Below are 17,560 nucleotides of genomic sequence, written 5' to 3'. Positions count from 1 at the left end.
TGGCCGGTGATCATCCTCGATAACGTCTCCAAGCACTACGAGGTGCGCGGGAGCAGCCGGAAGACGGTGCTGCGCAATGTCAGCGCGGTGATCCGCCCGGGCGACGCGATCGGCATCCTCGGCCGCAACGGCACCGGCAAATCCACCCTGGTGCGGATGCTGGCCGGGGTGGAACACCCCTCCTCCGGCCGCATCGAACGGCGGATGTCCGTCTCCTGGCCCCTCGCGCACGGGATCGGCCTGCAGGCGGCGCTGACAGGCGCCGACAACGCGCGATTCATCGCCCGGATCTATGATCACGACGTGAAGGAGGTTCTCCGGCAGGTCGAGGATTTCGCCGAACTCGGCAGCTACATGCACATGCCGGTCCGCACCTATTCGGCCGGCATGATGGGGCGCCTGCTGCTCGGCCTGTCCTTCGCCGTGGACTTCGACTGTTACCTGATCGACGAAATCACCGCGGCGGGCGATGCACGATTTGTCGCCCGCGCCCAGGAAAAGCTGGCACAGAAGACCCGGGGCCGTACACTGATCCTGGTCAGCCATGTGCCTGAACATCTGAAGATCTACTGCCGGACCGCAGCGGTGCTGAACCATGGCAGCCTGACCTTCTTCGAGGACATCGATGAAGCTGTCGCCACCTATAAGGCCCTCTGAGACCCTCCCTGCCTCCGGGGTCGAGGACCAGCGCCTGCCGCCCCGCCTTCCGCCGAAGCGGCGCTGGCGACGAAGCCTGCTGCCCCAGACCGTCAAGGGCTGGTACATGCTGCTCGTCCTGCTGCCGACGCTGCTGGTCGGCACCTACTACGCGACCTACGCCGCGGACCTCTACGAATCCGAATCGCGCATCCTCGTCCGCGGACGCGGTGCGCCCGCCGCCGGCGGCGCCGGCGGGATCGTGGCCGCCGTCACGGGTGGCCGCGGCGGCATGGACGAAGCGCGCGCCGTGGCAGCCTATATCGACAGCCTCGATGCGCTGGCCGGCCTGCGTCGCTCGCTCGACCTCGTCGCCATCTGGCGGCGGCCGGAGGCCGACCTCGTCTCCCGCCTGACATCCGAGGAACCGGCGGCGGAACGGCTGCTGCGCTACTACCGCCGCCGCGTGACGGTCAGCTACGATATCGAGACCAACATCACCACGCTGCGCGTCCTCGCCTACCGGCCCGGTGACGCCAGGGACATCGCCGAGGCGCTCATCGTGCTGTCGGAGAACCTGGTCAACCGCTTCTCCGCCCGCACGGCCGCGGACACCATCCGCGTGGCGCGGGAGGAGGTGGAGATCGCCGAACGCCGCGTCACCGCTGCCCGCGACGCCCTCAACAACTTCCGCGAACGCGAACAGGCACTCGATCCCACGCGCAGTGCCGGCGCGGCGGTGGAGAACGTCTCGCGGCTTGAAGCGCTGCTCGCACAGACCCGCGCGGAGTTGCAGGAGAAGCGTGCCTTCATGCGGCCCGACAACCCGCAGATCCAGGTGCTGAACAACCGCATCGCCGCGCTGGTGGCCCAGGTAGGGGCCGAGCGCGCGCGCTCCACGCGCGGGGAGGAAGGGCTGACCCAGCAGCTGTCCGGCTATGAACGCCTGCAGCTGGAACGCGAATTCGCGGAAAAGCAGCTCACCTCCGCCATCAGCTCGCTGGAAAATGCGCGGGCCGATGCGCAGCGGCAGGCGGTGTTCCTGATGCGGGTGGTGGAGCCGAACCTGCCGGAGCGCGCTTCACACCCCAGGGGACGCTTCAACACGCTCACCATCTTCGCCGGGCTGACGATCCTGTTCGGGATCGGCTGGCTGATGGTGGCTGGCGCGCGGGAACATGCGAGCTGACATGACGGATACCATCTACCCCATGACCACGGCACGCCGCGCGGCGACGAAGGTGCCCGCACTGGCGCGCTGGCTGCTGGCCGCGGCGCTGCTGCTGCCCACGGCGCCGCAGGCGCAGGTTTCGGCGCCGTCGCTGCCTTCGACGCGCAGTACGTCCGGCGCCACGACGGCCCCCGCCACGGGCCAGCAGACATCCGCCCCGGCGGCGGGGCAGGGGCTCAGCCTGCCCGCGCTCAGCGCCGGCGACATGATCTCCACCTCCCGCGCCGGTTCGGCCACGGCGGCGGAAGGCGGGCCGATCGCGGTCGGGCCGATCGGCGAACCGGGACGCTCCCCGGGCCCGGCCACCGTGGTGTTCGGCTCCGCCCTCTTCACCCGCGGCGGGCCGGCAGCCTCCGACACGCCAAACCCGAACTACACCGTCCTGCCTGGCGATCGCATCTCCATCACCGTCTGGGGCTTCGTCGAGGCGTCCATCGTCACGACCATCGATACCGACGGCAACGTCTTCATCCCGCAGGTCGGCCCCGTCCGCTTGGCCGGCGCCCGCGCGGGCGATGTCCAGCGGGTTGTGGAGACCGAGGTCCGCCGCGTCTATTCGCAGCAGGTCCAGGTCTATGCCGTGCTGCTCTCCGCCGGCCAGGTCGGCGTCTTCGTCACCGGCCAGGTCCGCACGCCGGGCCGCCACCTCGGCTCCGCCTCGGAAAGCGTGCTCGACTACCTCGCCCGCGCGGGCGGGGTCGATCCGGGCCGCGGCTCCTACCGCGACATCACGGTGAACCGCGGCGGCCGGACCGTCGCGCGCATCGACCTCTACCGCTTCCTGCTCTCCGGCGAATTGCCGCCTCTGTCGCTCCAGCAGGGCGACACCATCCTGGTGCCCGCCCAGGGTGCGATGGTCGGGGCCGATGGCGCCGTGCGCAACAACTTCCTGTTCGAGGTGACCGGCCGCACCATGCAGGGGTCGGAGCTGATCCGCCTCGCCGCGCCGCTGCCCTCCGCCACCAACGCCGTCATCCGCGGCACGCGCAACAACCAGCCCTTTTCCCGCTACACGACGGTGCGTGAACTGGCCGGTGTCCAGCTGATGGACCAGGACGTGGTGACCTTCATCACGGATTCGCCACCGCCCACCGTCCGCGTCTCGGTCGAGGGCAGCCGCATCGGCCCCTCCGTCCTCATCACCGACCGGGACGTCACGCTCTGCACCGTGCTCGACTACATCGCGGTCGATCCGAACCTCGCCAATACGCGCGGCATCTTCCTGCTGCGTCCCTCGGTCGCCGCGCAGCAGGCCCGCGTGATCAACGAGGCGATGGACCGGCTGGAGCGCCAGCTGTTCCTCACCGTCTCCCCCACCACCGGCGTGGCCGAGGTCAGGGCCTCCGAGGCGCAGCTGGTGTCGAGCTACATCAGCCGCGCGCGGCGGACGCGGCCGGAAGGGCGCCTCGTCGTCATGGACCGGGGCGGGCGCTGCGCCGATGTGCGGCTGGAGGATGGCGACGTCATCGTCATCCCCGAGCGTGTCCAGACCGTACTCGTCTCCGGCGAGGTGATGGCGCCGCAGGCCGTGCTCTGGCGGCCGAACATGTCAGCGCAGGACTTCATCCGCGCGGCTGGCGGCCTGGCCGAGCGCGGCGGCGACAACCAGTTGATGATCCGGCGCGCGAGCGGCGAGCTGATCCTGGAACCGACGGAGCCGCCGCAGCCGGGCGATGAACTCATCGCCCTGCCGCGCCTCGACCCCAAGAACTTCCAGCTGACGCGCGACCTGCTGAACATGATCTTCCAGACCGCGCTCTCCGCCCGCGTCTTCGCGAACTGATCCACCGGGCACCGCCGGGTGGAACGGGGCGCTGGCCGGAAGGTCAGCGCCCTTTCTGTTGCCGATCCGCGCCGCCCGCGATAGGCAGGATGCCGATAACCGGCCCCGAGAGGCCGGCACCATCCAGGGAGGCTCCGCGACCATGATCCACCAAATCGGCCGCCGCACCGCACTCGGCCTCGGCGCCACGCTGCTCGCCACCCCCGCGCTGCGCGCGCAGGGCCGGTTCCCCGACCGGCCCATCCGCCTGATCGTCCCCTGGGCGGCGGGCGGCACCACCGACATCCAGATGCGCGTGCTGGCCGAACAGGCGGCGCGGCGCCTCGGCCAGCCCGTGATCGTGGAGAACAGGGGCGGCGCCGGCGGCGTCCTGGGCGCTCAGCAGATGCTGAACGAACGCAATGACGGCTACGTGATCACGCAGATGCCGATCAGCGTCTTCCGCCATCCGCAGATGGCAAGCCGCCCGCTGTTCAATCCGCTGGAGGATTTCACCTACATCATCCACCTCACCGGCTATCTGTTCGGCGTGGTGGTGAAGCCGGATGCGCCCTGGAACACCTTCCAGGAATTCCTGGACCACGCGAAGGCGAATCCGGGCCGCGTCACCTACGGCACGCCCGGCGTCGGCACTTCGCTGCACATCACCATGGAACAGATCGCGGGCGCGCGCGGCATCGACTGGGTGCATGTGCCCTTCCGCGGCTTCGCGGAGAATGTGACCTCCCTCCTCGCCGGGCAGACCACCGCGCTGGCCGACAGTTCCGGTTGGTCGGAGATGGTGCAGGCCGGGCGCCTCAAGCTGCTCGTCACCTGGTCCGCCGATCGCGCCAAGCGCTTCCCCAACGTGCCGACGCTGCGGGAGACCGGCATCGATATCGTCAGCGCCAGCCCCTATGGCCTGGCCGGCCCGAAGGGCATGAACCCCGATGTGGTGCGTGCCCTGCACGACGCCTTCAAGGAAGCGCTCTACGATCCCGCCCACATGGCGATCCTCGACCGCTTCGACATGGCGCCGATGTATCTCGGCCCCGATGACTACGCGACCGATGCGCGCCGCACCTTCGCGACGGAAGGGGAGATGATCCGCAAGCTCGGCCTCCGCCTCTGACCACGGCGGCGCCGACACGGGCGCATATCCGCTGCGGCGATGACCTCCGCCCCCGCCTGCCCGCGGCGGGCTGGGCGGGGGAGTATCTGCCGATCAGCGATCCCGTCTGCGTCGGCGCGGTGAATGACGACGCGCCGATGGCCTATCTCGGCCTCCGCGCCCGCGTCATCGCGCTGCATGCGGGGGTTGATCTGCAGGAGGCGCGGCTGCGCCTCGGCCGCGAATACATGGCGCTCAACACGCTGGACCGCTTCGACCGCGTGCTGCTGTGGTTCGAGCATGACCTCTGGGACCAGGCCGTGCTGATCCGCGTCCTGTCCCTGCTGGCGGACCGGCGCGGGCTGGAGGGCCGGTTGTTCCTGATGCCGGCGGACGGGAAGCGCCCCTTCATGGCGCTGTCCGACGCCGAACTCGCCGTGCTCGAGCCCCAGCCGCTCACGGCGCTGCAGATCGAGGCCGGCGCCGAGGCCTGGGCCGCCTTCGCGGACCCGGACCCGGAGGCGCTCGACCGCCTCTGGCGCCGCGCCAGCCCGCTTCCCCACCTCGCCCCGGCGCTCCGCCGCCACCTGCAGGACCTGCCCTGGCGCGCGGACCGCCTGGCGCGGACGGAACGCCAGGTGCTGAGCGCGGTGGCCGATGGTGCCACGACGCTGGCCGCCGTCATGCAGGCCCAGCACGCGATGGATCCGACCTTCCCGCAGACGGACCTGATGCTGCTGGAGTTGCACCGGCGCCTCTCGGCCGGGCCGCTGCGCCTGCTCCGGCCCGGGGAGGGCTGGGCGCTGACGGATCGGGGCCAGGCCGTGCTGGCGGGGGAGGAGAAGCACCGCCCCCCGCCCCGCTTCCAGGGCGCCGTCGCGGTGCGGCCCGATCCCCCCTGGCAATGGGACCCGCGCGCGACGGGCGTGCATCGCGCGCTACCGTAGCGCCGCGAAGAAATCCTTCAGCAGCGCCGCCGCCTCGCTCTCCCGCACGCCGCCGACCACCTCCGGCGCGTGGTGGCAGGTGGGCTGGCCGAACAGGCGGGGCCCGTGTTCCACCGCGCCGCCCTTCGGGTCATAGGCGCCGAAGACCACCCGCCTGATCCGGAAGAAGGCGATGGCCTGGGCGCACATGGCACAGGGCTCCAGCGTCACGGTCAGCGTCGCCTGCGGCAGCAGCTTGTCGCCGGTGACGCGCGCGGCCTCCCGCAGCGCCAGCATTTCCGCGTGCGCGGAGGGGTCGCGTCGTGCCTCCACCTCGTTCCCCGCCACCGCCAGCACGCGCCCCGCGCCATCCGTCACCACGGCGCCCACCGGCACTTCCCCCCGCCCGGCGGCGGCGCGGGCGGCGTCGAGGGCGATTTCCATGGGGCTGGGGCCGGTTGGCATGGCCGCGATGCTTGCCCCGGCGCGCCTTGCAGGTCTAGCAACAGCGCATGAAAAAGCGACCGGTCATCGGTGTCACCCTGGATGCGGAACCCGCCGGCGGCTGGTCGAAGCTGCCCTGGTATGCGCTCCGCCAGAACTACCTCTCCGCCGTCATCGAAGCGGGTGGCCTTCCCGTGGCGCTGCCGCATCACCCGGACCTCGCGGCCGACTACCTCGATGCCATCGACGGGCTCCTGGTGACGGGCGGCGCCTTCGATGTGGACCCCGCGCTCTGGGGCGGCGGCGCGCCGCATCCCAAGGTCACGCTGAAGCCCGGCCGCACCGATTTCGAACTGGCCGCGACGCGGGAAGCGCTGCGGCGCGACATGCCGGTCCTCGGCATCTGCGGCGGCCAGCAACTCCTGGCGGTCGCCTTCGGCGGCACACTCATCCAACACATCCCGGACGAGGTGCCGGGCGCGCTGGCGCATGAACAGCCGAACCCGCGGAACGAGCCGGGTCATGAGGTCGCGGTCGCGCCCGGCACGCTGCTGGCGCGCATCGTCGGCATCGACCGCCTGGCCGTGAACTCCGCCCATCACCAGGCCGTCGCCACCCCCGGCGCCGGTGCGCTGGTGAATGCCCGCGCCCCCGATGGCGTGGTGGAGGGCATCGAGCATCCCGGCCACCGCTTCGCGCTTGGCGTCCAGTGGCACCCCGAATATGCGGTGGACCCGCGGGACCCCGTGATCCTCGCCGCCTTTGTGGAGGCCTGCCGGTGACCGACGACGCCGAAGACACCGCCCCCGAGGCCGAGCGCGGCGAGCGCCTGGCGAAATACCTCGCCCGCGCCGGCATCGCCTCCCGCCGCGATGCGGAGAAGCTGATCGCCGAGGGCAAGGTGAAGATGAACGGCAAGGTGGTGGCGACGCCCGCCACCTTCGTCACCGAAGGCGCCCGCATCAGCGTGGACGGCAAGCCGGTCCAGCCCGCGGAACGCACCCGCCTGTTCCGCCACCACAAGCCCGATGGCGTGGTGACGACGCACAAGGACCCGCAGGGCCGCCCCACGGTCTTCGAACGCCTGCCGCCCGCCATCGGCCGCGTCGTCTCCATCGGGCGCCTCGACCTGACCAGCGAGGGGCTGCTGCTGCTGACCAATGACGGGGAGCTGGCCCGCAAGCTGGAACTGCCGAGCAATGGCTGGCTCCGCCGCTACCGCGTCCGCGTCTATGGCGTGGTGGATGAGAAGTCGCTGGCGGCCCTCGCCCGCGGCATCACCGTGGATGGCGTCGCCTATGGCCCGATCGAGGCCGGGCTCGACAGCCGCCGCGGCGCCATCGCCTGGCTGACGGTGAGCCTGAAGGAAGGCAAGAACCGGGAGATTCGGCGCGTCATGCAGCACCTCGGCCTGCATGTGACGCGGCTGATCCGCACGGCCTATGGCCCCTTCCAGCTCGGCACCCTGCCCAAGGGCGCGGTGGAGGAAGTGCACCCCAAGGTGATGCGCGAACAGCTCGGCATCGGGGAGGCGCCGCAGAAGAAGCGTCGGCGGGAGCAGGAGGAAGCGGCCGCCGCCGCCGCCGCGGCGCCGCCCCCCGTGGCACCGCCCAAGCCCAAGCGCGTGCGTCCCGAGAACATTCCCCGCGCCCGCAATGCGGAGCCGCCGAGGCCGAAGCATGTTGCGAATCGTCGCCGGAAGCCATCGGGGCCGTAGGCTCACCGCACCGCCCGGGGAGACCACGCGCCCGACGGCGGAGCGGGTCCGCCAGGCCGTCTTCGACATGCTCTGGCACGCCCCCTGGGCGGGCCGGGCGGTGGTGGAGGAGGCGCGCGTGCTGGACGCCTTCTCCGGCACCGGCGCCCTCGGCCTGGAAGCGCTGAGCCGGGGCGCCACCCACGCCACCTTCATCGAGCGCGACCGCGCTGCGCTGGCCGCGCTTCACGCGAATGTCGCGGCCTGCCGCGCCGATACACGGTCCCGCATCATCGCCGGCGACGCCCTGAAGCCGCCCGCCGCGGCCCAGCCCTGCACGCTGGTGATGCTGGATCCGCCCTATGGCCAGGATTTCGTCCCCCGCGCCCTGGCTGCCCTGACCGCGGCCGGCTGGATCGCCCCCGGCGCGCTGGTGGTGGCGGAGCTGGGGCGGGAAGAAGCGCTGGAGGCGCCAGGCTTCGAGGAAGTGGCCATGCGCGAACACGGCGCCGCGCGGGTGGTGTTCCTCCGCGCGGGATAGCGCCTACCGCGCCACCTCCTCCGCCGCCGCTTCCACCTGCGCCAGCAGCCAGCGCAGCCCCGGATCCCCCGCCTGGCGTTCATGCCAGGCGGCCGAGAGCACGAAGGGCCGGATCGGCAGCGGCGGCGCGAAGGCCCTCAGCCCGAAGCGGGGCGCGTAGTTCTCCACCACCCGCCGCGGCATCGTGACGATGGTCGGTGATGCCGCGACGGCCGCCAGAGCCGGCAGGAAGGACGGCATCGCCGCCACCACCCGCCGCTTCAGCCCCTGCCGCGCCAGCGCCGCATCCACCGTGCCCTCCAGCCCGCCGCTGACCGACACCAGCACATGGTCCAGCGCGCAATAGAGCGCCAGGTCGATCGACCGCCGCCGGCGCAGCCGCGGATGGTCGGGGGACCCGGCCACCAGGTAGGTTTCCTCATACAGCCGCCGCGTCGCGATCCCGGCCGGCCGGCGCGGGAAGAAGCCCAGCGCGACATCCGCCTCCCCCTCCGCCAGCGCCGTCATCGCGGCATCCCGGGCATGGGGGCGGAAGGAGAGCCTGAGCCCGTGCCCTGCCGCCGCGAAGCGCGCCAGCAGCGGCGGCCCGAAGCGGGACGCCTCGTAATCCAGCCCCGTCAGCCGGAAGATGCGGTCGCTGGTGGCGGGGTCGAAGGGCTGGGGCGGCGCCACCGCTTCCCGCGCCAAGCCGAGCAGGGAGGCCACCAGCGGCGCCAGTTCCAGGCAGCGCGGCGTCGGCTCCACGCCGCCGGGCCGGCGGATGAAGAGCGGATCGTCGAAGATGTCCCGCAGCCGCGCCAGGGCGTGGCTGACGGCGGGTGCGCTGAGGCCGAGGCGGTTCGCGACCTCCGCCAGCTTCCGGTGGCGCAGCGCCTCGTCCAGCACCAGCAGCAGGGTCAGGTCGAGGCGGCGGAGTTTCATCTCGCTCATGTCGTCATTCAGAACATTCAATGGAGGAAAGTGCCAGCACCACCCATCCTTGCCGCGGTGGGAACGGGAGGCGACATGCACATCGGCATCATCGGCGGCGGCCATGTCGGCCAGGCACTGGCCCTGGCGCTTCGCCGCGCCGGCCATCACCCCACCCTGCTGCTGCGTGACCTGGCGCGCGGCGGCGGCGATGCCGTCGCGCCCCTCGCCCCGCTGCCGGGGGCGGAGGCCTATATCCTCGCCACGCCGCACGAAGCGGCGGAAGAAGCGCTCGCGGCCGTCGAACCCGGCACGGTGCCGGTGCTGGACGCCACCAACCCGCTGGCCATGGGCCCTGACGGTCTCGACCTCGCCTTCGGCTTCGATGACAGCGGGGCGGAGCGCATCGCCCGCGCCCTGCCGGGCCTGCGGCTGGCGAAGGTGTTCAACACCACCGGCGCCGATGTCATGGCCGATGCCGCCCGCTTCACGCCGCGGCCGGTGATGTTCGCCGCCGGCGACGATGGCTACGCCAGGACCATCGCCATTCAACTCGCCACCGATATCGGGTTCGAGGCGGTGGATGCCGGCCCGCTCCGCGCCGCGCGGCTGCTGGAGGCGCATGCGATGCTGTGGATCGACCTCGCCATGCGCCGCGGCCTTGGCCGCGACTTCGCCTTCGCGCTGCGCCGGGCGGGCACGCCATGAGCCTGCGCAACCCCAACGCGCTGCGCCCGAAGCGCATCGCCATCGTCATCGCCAACCCCGCGATTTCCACCACCACCGGCTGGCCCGTGGGCTTCTGGTGGAGCGAACTCGCCCATCCCTGGCTCGCCTTCCATGAGGCCGGCTTCGCCATGGAGATCTTCAGCCCCGCGGGCGGCGCCTGCGAGGGCGATGCCTTCAGCGATCCGCGCCACGCTTCCGGCTATTCCGCCGACGACATCGTCAGCCGCGGCTTCATCGAGACCCCGCATTTGGCCGCGCTGGTGGCGGCGACGAAGCCCGTGGCGGCCATCGCCCTCGGTGATTTCGACGCCATCCTGGTGGCCGGCGGCCAGGCACCGATGTTCACCTTCGAAGCCGCCACCACCCTGCAGGACCGCTTCTCCGCCTTCCTGGAGTCCGGGAAGGTGGCCGCCGCGCTCTGCCACGGCACCGCCATCCTCTGCCACGCCAGGCGGTCCGACGGCACGCCGGTGGCCAGGGGACGCACCGTGACCGGCTTCGCCAATGTCGAGGAGGATGCGGCGGACGAGGCCGCCTGGGCCATGGGCGCCCTGCCGCGCGACCGCCACGTGATGCCCTGGCGGATCGAGGATCGGCTGCGCGCCCAGGGCGCCAACTCCATCCAGGCGGGCCCCTGGCGCAGCTTCGCGGTGCGGGACGGCAACCTCGTCACCGGCCAGCAGAACTTCTCCGGCGGGGAGACCGCCGCCGCCATCATCGCCGCCCTCGGAGCCTGACCGCATGACGCTGCCCCGCCGCGCCGTCCTTGCCATGCCGCTGCTGCTGGCCACCCCCGCCCGCGCCCAGCCGCGGCCGGTCATCGTCCTCGTGCATGGCGCCTGGATGGGCGCCGCCATCTGGGACCGCACGGCGGCGGCACTCCGCGCCGAAGGGTTCGAGGTGCTGGCCCCCGAACTCCCCGCCCATGGCGCGGACCCGACGCCGCCCGAAGCGGCCACCCTCGACCTCTATGTCCGCGTCGTGCTGACCGCGATCGGGGATCGCCGCGACGTTGTGCTGGTCGGCCACAGCTTCGGCGGCATCGTCGCGGCCGCCGTGGCAGAGGCAGCGCCTGATCGCCTGCGCCGCCTCATCTTCCTGGCGGCCTATCTGCCGGCCTCCGGCGACAGCGCCTACAGCCTCTCCCAGCGCGATCCCGCCAGCCTGGTCGGCCGCCACTGGCGGCAGGACGACCCCGCCCGCTACTCCCCCGCCTCCCTCGCGCGGGAGGGGATCGTCGAGACCTTCTGCGCGGATTGCACGCCGGAGGATGCCGCCTGGCTGGTGGCGCGGCACCGCGCCGAACCGGTGCCGCCGCTCGCCACCCCCGTCACGCTGACGGGTGCACGCTTCGGCGCCGTGCCCAGGGCCTATGTGGTGACCACGCAGGACCGGACGCTGACCCCCGACTTCCAGCGTGCCATGCTGGCCGCCGCCGGCGTCACCCGCGTGGCGGAGTTGCCGACCTCCCACACCCCGATGCTCGCCGCGCCGGCCGCCCTGGCCACCGCGATAGCGACGCTCGCCCAGCCCTGAGGAGCCGATCGCCATGCCCTTCACCGGACAATGCCATTGCGGCGGCGTGCGCTACCGCATCGATGGCGATGCCGTCGGCGTCATCACCTGCCACTGCCGGGACTGCCAGCAGATGCACGGCAACGCCAATGCGATGCTGGCGGCGCCGAAGGATTCAGTGGCGCTCGAAGCCTCGGCGACGCTCACCTGGTATGAATCGAGCGCCACGGCGGAACGCGGCTTCTGTTCGCGCTGCGGCGGCCGCCTGTTCAAGCGGCCCCGGCAGGGCGACCGCATCCTGGTCTCCGCCGGCACCATCGACCCGCCCACGGGGATGAAGACGATCCGCAACGTCTGGGTGGAGTCGAAGGGGGACTGGTACGAGATCCCGGCCTGACCGCGGCTATTCCCCGGCGCGGCCCAGCGCGATGCCGAGCTTCGCGTACATCTCGACCAGCCTGGCATCGTAATGCGCGGCATCGAACAGCGCGGCCTGGCGCGGCCCCCGCCAGGACAGCTCCGCCCGCAGATCGTCATTCGCATCCAGCGCCTGGATCGCTTCCGCCATCGCCCTGGTATCGTAGGGATCGACCATCAGCGCCGCATCGCCCACCACCTCCGGCAGCGAGGCCACGTTGCTGGTCAGCACCGGCGTGCCCAGCAGCATCGCCTCCAGCGCCGGCAGGCCGAAACCCTCATACAGAGAGGGAAACAGCAGGGACCGCGCGCCGCGGATCAGGCTGACCAGCAGGCGGAAGGGCGCGTAGTCCAGCAGGATCACCCGGTCCCGCAGCTTGCGGGTCATGCCCTGGGGGCCGTCGTAGCGGGTATCCTCCGGGAATTGCCGGTGGTCATCCTCGAACAGCAGCGCCAGTTCCTGGCGCACCTGCCAGCCATGCTTGCCGCAGATCACCAGCGGCCAGGGGCTGCCGGAGGCCAGGTAGGCCTCGATGATCCGGCCGATATTCTTCTTCGGCTCGATCGCGCCGAAGAACAGCCAGTACCCCCCCCATTCCAGGCCGAAGGCGCCCTTCACCTCCGCCCGCGCCAGCGCCTCCGGCTTCTCCGCCAGCGCCGCCGGGATCTCCACGCATTGGTAGGTGACGGAGATCCGCTCCTCCGGCACGCCCAGCAGGTTCATGATGTCGCGCTTCGATGCCTCGGAAACGGTGGCGATGTGGTCCGCCTCCGCCGCGATGCGCCGGATGGTGCCGAGGTAGCGGCGCTTGGAATCGAGCGTCGCATAGGGCATCCGCAGCGGCACCAGGTCATGGATGGTGTAGATGTTGCGGGCGCCCTCCACCCGCAGCGGCAGCGGGAAGGTCCAGTGCATCACATCCTGCCGGTCCGGCAGCCTCACGCGGCCGAACTTCCGCCCCGGCGCCGCCCGCTGCACCGCGGCGCGGAACAGGCCGGGCACGTTCCACAGCCGGTCGGCCTGGGGCAGCCGCGCCTCCAGCCCCCGCAGCACGACGCGATCGGTCCGCGGCACCGCCCGCGCCATGGGCCCCATCGCCAGTTTCAGCCGTGCGCGGAAATCCTCATAGGCCTGCTGGCGGGGCGGCAGGGGCCGCGGCGTCGCGTCATAAAGCCCGACCTCCCGCAGCAGGTCGTCCCGCCCGCTGGAGGATTTCTGGCCGTAGAGCACCCCCACCTCCGCCCCCAGCGCATGCAGGCGCTGGGTCAGGTTGCGGCAATAGGTCGCGACCCCCGTCCCCTGGTCCAGGGAAAGGTTGTAGCCGTCGATCGCGATCCGAGGCTTCAGCACCGTCATCCATCTCCTGTCGCGACCGGCATGGTTAAGCCCGGCGGGCCCCGCCGCCGTCAACCCGCCGCCCTCAACCCACCGTCAACATCCATCACGCCGTCGCGCGCAACCTGCGCGGCCCCAGCTTACGCTGGACGCAGCCCATCGGTTGATGCTTGATCCGGTGGCGCGCAAGGGCGGGACCACCATGCAACCGACGGATCGCATCGAACAGGCGGAGGCAGCCCCGGCGCGGGGCGGCTCGGGCGCCGGAATCGTGGTGGCGCATGCCGCAGCACTCCTGCTGCGCGCCATCGCGATCGCCATCCTGGCCGCGCCCATCGTCATCGGGTTGGTGCTGCTGGTCCGCTGAGGACCCCACCCGTCGAAGCCGCGCACCATGCTCCTGCCGCGTCATTGCCTTTCTTTTTCCAAAGCCCTGCGACATACCGGCGGACACCGCCGCAGCACCGAGGTTCCACGACCCATGCCGACCGATGCCGTGCCGACTGGCTCTTCCCCCGGCTCCTCCCGGGGCGCCGTTGACCAGATCGTGCCCGTGATCCTGTCGGGCGGCACGGGAAGCCGCCTCTGGCCGCTGTCCCGAGAAGCCTATCCGAAGCAGTTCTGGCCGCTGGTGTCCCAGGGCACGATGCTCCAGGAAACCGCGGCCCGCGCCCGCGCCCCGGGCTTCGCCGCCCCCGTCGTGGTGTGCGGGGAGGCGCATCGCTTCCTGGTCGCCGAACAGCTGCGCGAAGCCGGCGCGGAAGACAGCCGCATCATCCTGGAACCCAGCGCCCGCAACAGCGCCGCCGCCATCGCCGCCGCCGCCATCCTGATCGGGGAGGATGCGCCCGACGCCATCCTCTGGATCATGGCCGCCGATGCCGCGGTACAGGACGTGCCCGCGCTGCGCCATGCCCTGACCGCCGCGGCGCTCGCCGCCCGCGAAGGCCGCATCTGCACCTTCGGCATCCGCCCCACCGCGCCCGAGACCGGCTACGGCTACATCGAATCCGGCGCGCCCCTGGCGGGGATCGAGGGCGCGATGCAGGTCGCCCGCTTCGTCGAGAAGCCGGACGCCGCGACGGCGCAAGCCTTCCTGGCCGGCGGCCGCCATCTCTGGAACAGTGGCATGTTCGTCGCCACGGCCAGCACCCTGGTCGCCGAACTCGCCGCCCATGCGCCCGGCGTTCTCGCCGCCGCGCGCGAAGCGGTGGCCGGCGGGGCGCGGGACCTGGGCTTCGTCCGCCTGGGCGCCAGCTTTGCCGAAGCGCCCTCCATCTCCATCGACCATGCGGTGATGGAACGCACCGCACTCGCGGCCGTGGTGCCCTGCGATCCCGGCTGGTCCGATGTCGGCTCCTGGGCCTCGCTGTGGGAGATCGCACCGAAGGACAAGGACGGCAACGCCGCCATGGGCAATGCCGCGGTCCTCGGATCGAAGCGCTGCTATGTCCGCTCCGAAGGCATCCTCACCGCCGTGGTGGGGCTGGAGGATGTGGTGCTGGTTGTCACCGACGACGCCGTCCTCGCCGTCCATCGCGACCGCGCGCAGGACGTGAAGAAGATGGTGGAGCAGCTGAAGGCCAGCGGCCACAAGGAAGCGACGGAACATCGGCGCGTCTATCGCCCCTGGGGTGCCTATGAGGGCGTGGCCCATGGCAGCCGCTTCCAGGTCAAGCGCATCACCGTCCGCCCGGGCCGCAAGCTGTCGCTGCAGAAGCACTACCACCGCGCGGAACACTGGGTCGTCGTCGCCGGCACCGCCGTGGTGGAACGCGACGGCGAACGCATCCTGCTGCGGGAGAACGAGTCCGTGTACCTCCCCCTCGGCTGCGTCCACCGCCTGGAAAACCCCGGCATGATCCCGCTGACGCTGATCGAGGTGCAGTCCGGCCCCTACCTCGGCGAGGACGACATCGTCCGGCTCGAGGATAATTACGGCCGGGCCTGAGCCGGAAGGCGCGCGCATGGGGCAGGACCAGCCGCCGGCGCCGCGCCCGGACAACGCCCACCGCGACCCCCGCGCCACCCTGCGGGAAGCCGATCGCCTGCGCGATGCACGGGACTGGCCGGGCGCCGCCGCCGCCTATGCCGCCTGGCTCGCCGGCCGGCCGCATGACTGGCCCACCTGGATCCAATACGGCCATGCGCTGAAGGAAGCCGGGGACCCGGAAGCTGCCCTCGGCGCCTATCGCCGCGCGGAACAGGGCAGGCCCGGGGATGCCGACCTGCAGATGCAGGTCGGCCACGCCCTCAAGCTGCTCGGCAACCTGCCCGAAGCGCGGCTTGCCTATTCCCGCGCGCTGGAGATCGAGCCGACGAATGATGCCGCCTGGCGGGAGGTCGCGCATCTGCTCGGCCAGCCCGACGTCGCCGCGGCGGGGGCGCCGGAGGCGCAGTTCTCCCTCGTCGGCGATCTCTGCGTCGTCTTCGACCTGAGCGACCTGCTGTCCTGGTTCGGCACCAACCGCACGCCCTCGGGCATCCAGCGGGTGCAGCTGGAACTGGTCGGGCCGGCGCTGCGCGGCGGCGGGCCGGCGGCGCGCGTCATCCTCGCGGCCTATGATCCGGCGACGCTCGGCTGGCGCGCCCTGCCACGGGAAGCCTTCAACCGCCTGGCCAGCCTGTCCCGCAGCGGCGCCGATCCGCGGGAGCCCGCCTGGGAACAGGCCGTCGCCGTCGCTCGCCAGGCGCTGGACGCCGCGCCGGAACTCGCCTTCCCCGAAGGCGCCTGGCTGGTCGTGCCCGGGTCCTCCTGGTGGCTGGCCAACTACCACCTCGCGCTGCGGCTGGCGAAGGCGCGCTTCGGCCTGCGCTACGCCCCGCTGGTGCATGATTGCGGCCCGCTGGTGGTGCCGGAGCACTCGCCGCCGGCGACGGTCGCCCAATTCGCCCGCTGGTTCGCCGGCCTCGCCGCCCATGCGGACCTGCTGCTGCCGGTCTCCGCCGCGACGGCGGAGGATATCCGCCGCCTGCAGGCGCAGCACCTGCCTGCCATCCCGCTGCCGCCGATGATGGTGGTGGGGCTGGATGGCGCGCCGCGCGATCCAGCAGCGCGCGACCAGGGCACCGGCGCCACGCCCCATGCCGGCGTGAATGCGCTGGCGGGCCGGCCCTATGCGCTGTTCCTCGGCACGCTGGAATCGCGGAAGAACCACCTCTTCGTCCTGAACGCCTGGCTGTCGCTGATCCGCAAGCATGGCGCGGCCAGGCTGCCGCTGCTGGTGCTGGCCGGCCGCACCGGCTTCATGGGGGAACCCGTGCTGGCCCTGCTGCGCAGCGCGCCGGCGCTGCGGGACGCCGTACTGCTGCTGCCGGACGTGCCGGATGCCGCGCTGCCGCTGCTGTATCGCCGCGCGCTCTTCGTCCTCTACAACTCCGACCATGAAGGCTGGGGCCTGCCGGTCACGGAGGCGATCGCCCAGGGCAAGGCGGTCCTCGCCCCCGACCATTCCGCCCTGCCGGAGGCCGGGCGCGGCGCCGCCATCCTGTTCCGCCCGCATAGCGAGCCCGACTTCATCGCCAGGGTCGAACAACTGGCCTTCGACCCCGCCTTCCGCGCCGCCGCCGAGGCCCGCGCCGCCGCCACGCCCCTGCGCAGCTGGCAGGCGATCGGCGATGCGGTGCTGGGCCGGCTGCTGCGGGAGAACGCCACCCCCCGTCACCAGGGCCCGCCCCCGATCCCGCTCGGCACCATCATCCGCTTCGGCATCGGCGGGCAGGCCGCGCCCAGCCTGGCGGCGCTGCTGGCGGAGGCGCTGCGCGACGGGGAAGGCTGGCACGCCCCCGAACCCTGGGGCTGCTGGACCCGCCCGCTGGAATCAGGCAGCCGGGCGGCGCTGCGCCTGGCCCTGCCCCCGGACATGACCGGCCGCATCCGCCTTCACCTGCTGCTCCGCGCCCCGGCCACGGCGCAGGCCATCCGCCTGCTCCCGCGCGGCGCCGATCCCCTGGCCATGACCCTCGCCCCGGGGGAGGAAGCGATCGCCGCCCTCGAACTGCCGGCGAGCGGCGGAGTGATCGACCTGGTCCTGGAAGCCCATGCCGCGCCGGAGGTCCTGCCGCCCGATGACGGCCCCGGGGATGCGCCGCCGGGGCGGGAGGTCGGCGTCGGGCTCGTCTCCCTCATGGCCTGCCGGGCGGATGACCTGCTCGCGCGGCTCGACTACCTGGAACACCAGCGCTTCACCTGGCCGGAGGTCGAGGCGTAGCTCACGGCACCTCCGACGCGGCCCGGCGCCGCGGCCCGGCGCCGCGGCTCGTCGCGCAGCCGCATCGCCTGCCGGACCGCGTCATCGCCGCCCAGG

General features: G+C 72.1%; 17 protein-coding genes and 1 pseudogene. 15 read left to right on the top strand and 3 right to left on the bottom strand.

Going from position 1 to position 17,560, the window contains the following annotated elements; translation table 11 throughout:
* Positions 1-6: 6 nt before the first annotated feature.
* The 5 genes from BM041_RS04415 (at position 7) to BM041_RS04395 (ending at position 5,687) form a co-directional block, all read left to right on the top strand.
* A complete protein-coding gene (locus tag BM041_RS04415) occupies positions 7-657 on the top strand; it encodes an ABC transporter ATP-binding protein (protein WP_092955996.1) in 651 nt (216 codons plus the stop codon).
* Positions 658-763: 106 nt separating this feature from the next.
* On the top strand, positions 764-1,825 hold the full coding sequence (locus tag BM041_RS04410) for a capsule biosynthesis protein (RefSeq protein WP_245761917.1): 1,062 nt from the start codon (positions 764-766) through the stop codon (positions 1,823-1,825).
* Positions 1,826-1,847: 22 nt separating this feature from the next.
* Entirely contained in the window at positions 1,848-3,650 is a 1,803-nt protein-coding gene (locus BM041_RS04405) for a polysaccharide biosynthesis/export family protein (RefSeq protein ID WP_245761916.1), read from the top strand.
* 142 nt (positions 3,651-3,792) lie between these two features.
* Entirely contained in the window at positions 3,793-4,761 is a 969-nt protein-coding gene (locus tag BM041_RS04400; RefSeq protein WP_092955990.1) for a tripartite tricarboxylate transporter substrate binding protein, read from the top strand.
* A 119-nt stretch (positions 4,762-4,880) separates the two neighbouring features.
* Complete coding sequence (locus tag BM041_RS04395) at positions 4,881-5,687, top strand: hypothetical protein (RefSeq protein ID WP_139225950.1); 807 nt, start codon at positions 4,881-4,883, stop codon at positions 5,685-5,687.
* Here BM041_RS04395 and BM041_RS04390 read toward each other — a convergent pair.
* Positions 5,679-6,110: a nucleoside deaminase gene (locus BM041_RS04390; RefSeq protein WP_092955984.1), complete on the bottom strand. Its 432-nt coding sequence runs from the start codon at positions 6,108-6,110 to the stop codon at positions 5,679-5,681. The two genes, BM041_RS04395 and BM041_RS04390, sit on opposite strands and share 9 nt — an antisense overlap.
* 68 nt (positions 6,111-6,178) lie before the next feature.
* Between BM041_RS04390 and BM041_RS04385 the strand changes: the two genes are divergently transcribed.
* The 3 genes and pseudogenes from BM041_RS04385 (at position 6,179) to rsmD (ending at position 8,347) form a co-directional block, all read left to right on the top strand.
* Positions 6,179-6,892 (top strand): gamma-glutamyl-gamma-aminobutyrate hydrolase family protein, encoded by a 714-nt coding sequence (locus tag BM041_RS04385; RefSeq protein WP_092955981.1) that lies wholly within the window; start codon positions 6,179-6,181, stop codon positions 6,890-6,892.
* A pseudogene (locus BM041_RS04380) lies at positions 6,889-7,659 on the top strand (pseudouridine synthase); the annotation flags it as partial. The gene BM041_RS04385 and the pseudogene BM041_RS04380, both read left to right, overlap by 4 nt.
* Positions 7,660-7,789: 130 nt before the next feature.
* Positions 7,790-8,347: a 16S rRNA (guanine(966)-N(2))-methyltransferase RsmD gene (rsmD, locus tag BM041_RS04375; RefSeq protein ID WP_175533727.1), complete on the top strand. Its 558-nt coding sequence runs from the start codon at positions 7,790-7,792 to the stop codon at positions 8,345-8,347.
* Positions 8,348-8,350: 3 nt separating this feature from the next.
* Here rsmD and BM041_RS04370 read toward each other — a convergent pair whose 3' ends face one another.
* Positions 8,351-9,277: a LysR family transcriptional regulator gene (locus BM041_RS04370; protein ID WP_175533726.1), complete on the bottom strand. Its 927-nt coding sequence runs from the start codon at positions 9,275-9,277 to the stop codon at positions 8,351-8,353.
* A 75-nt stretch (positions 9,278-9,352) separates the two neighbouring features.
* Here BM041_RS04370 and BM041_RS29860 point away from each other — a divergent pair, with 75 nt between their 5' ends.
* Genes BM041_RS29860 through BM041_RS04355 form a run of 4 tightly spaced genes read left to right on the top strand, consistent with a single transcriptional unit; the run spans position 9,353 to position 11,897 of the window.
* Complete coding sequence (locus tag BM041_RS29860) at positions 9,353-9,964, top strand: NADPH-dependent F420 reductase (RefSeq protein WP_139225948.1); 612 nt, start codon at positions 9,353-9,355, stop codon at positions 9,962-9,964.
* On the top strand, positions 9,961-10,722 hold the full coding sequence (locus BM041_RS04365; protein WP_092955972.1) for a type 1 glutamine amidotransferase domain-containing protein: 762 nt from the start codon (positions 9,961-9,963) through the stop codon (positions 10,720-10,722). Before BM041_RS29860 ends, BM041_RS04365 begins: the two co-directional genes overlap by 4 nt.
* 4 nt (positions 10,723-10,726) lie before the next feature.
* Entirely contained in the window at positions 10,727-11,521 is a 795-nt protein-coding gene (locus BM041_RS04360) for an alpha/beta fold hydrolase (RefSeq protein WP_092955967.1), read from the top strand.
* A 13-nt stretch (positions 11,522-11,534) separates the two neighbouring features.
* Positions 11,535-11,897 carry a GFA family protein gene (locus BM041_RS04355; protein ID WP_092955963.1) on the top strand — a complete coding sequence of 121 codons (363 nt, stop codon included), beginning with the start codon at positions 11,535-11,537 and terminating at the stop codon, positions 11,895-11,897.
* A gap of 6 nt (positions 11,898-11,903) precedes the next feature.
* On the opposite strand, the gene BM041_RS04350 is transcribed toward BM041_RS04355, so the two are convergent.
* Complete coding sequence (locus BM041_RS04350; protein ID WP_092955960.1) at positions 11,904-13,274, bottom strand: glycosyltransferase family 4 protein; 1,371 nt, start codon at positions 13,272-13,274, stop codon at positions 11,904-11,906.
* Between the two features lie 145 nt (positions 13,275-13,419).
* On the opposite strand from BM041_RS04350, the gene BM041_RS30435 reads away from it, so the two are divergent.
* From BM041_RS30435 to BM041_RS04335, 3 genes are all read left to right on the top strand, one after another.
* Entirely contained in the window at positions 13,420-13,620 is a 201-nt protein-coding gene (locus tag BM041_RS30435) for a hypothetical protein (RefSeq protein WP_092955957.1), read from the top strand.
* Between the two features lie 114 nt (positions 13,621-13,734).
* The gene (locus BM041_RS04340) at positions 13,735-15,204 is read left to right on the top strand and encodes a mannose-1-phosphate guanylyltransferase/mannose-6-phosphate isomerase (RefSeq protein WP_092955954.1); all 1,470 of its coding nucleotides are present in this window, start codon (positions 13,735-13,737) and stop codon (positions 15,202-15,204) included.
* A gap of 16 nt (positions 15,205-15,220) precedes the next feature.
* Positions 15,221-17,464: a glycosyltransferase gene (locus BM041_RS04335; protein ID WP_092955951.1), complete on the top strand. Its 2,244-nt coding sequence runs from the start codon at positions 15,221-15,223 to the stop codon at positions 17,462-17,464.
* Positions 17,465-17,560: the final 96 nt, after the last annotated feature.

The sequence above is a fragment of the Falsiroseomonas stagni DSM 19981 genome, assembly GCF_900114315.1.
GTDB classification, from domain to species: domain Bacteria; phylum Pseudomonadota; class Alphaproteobacteria; order Acetobacterales; family Acetobacteraceae; genus Falsiroseomonas; species Falsiroseomonas stagni.
Note: the sequence above shows the minus strand (reverse complement) of the source record. Positions and strands in the feature narration are given on the sequence as shown.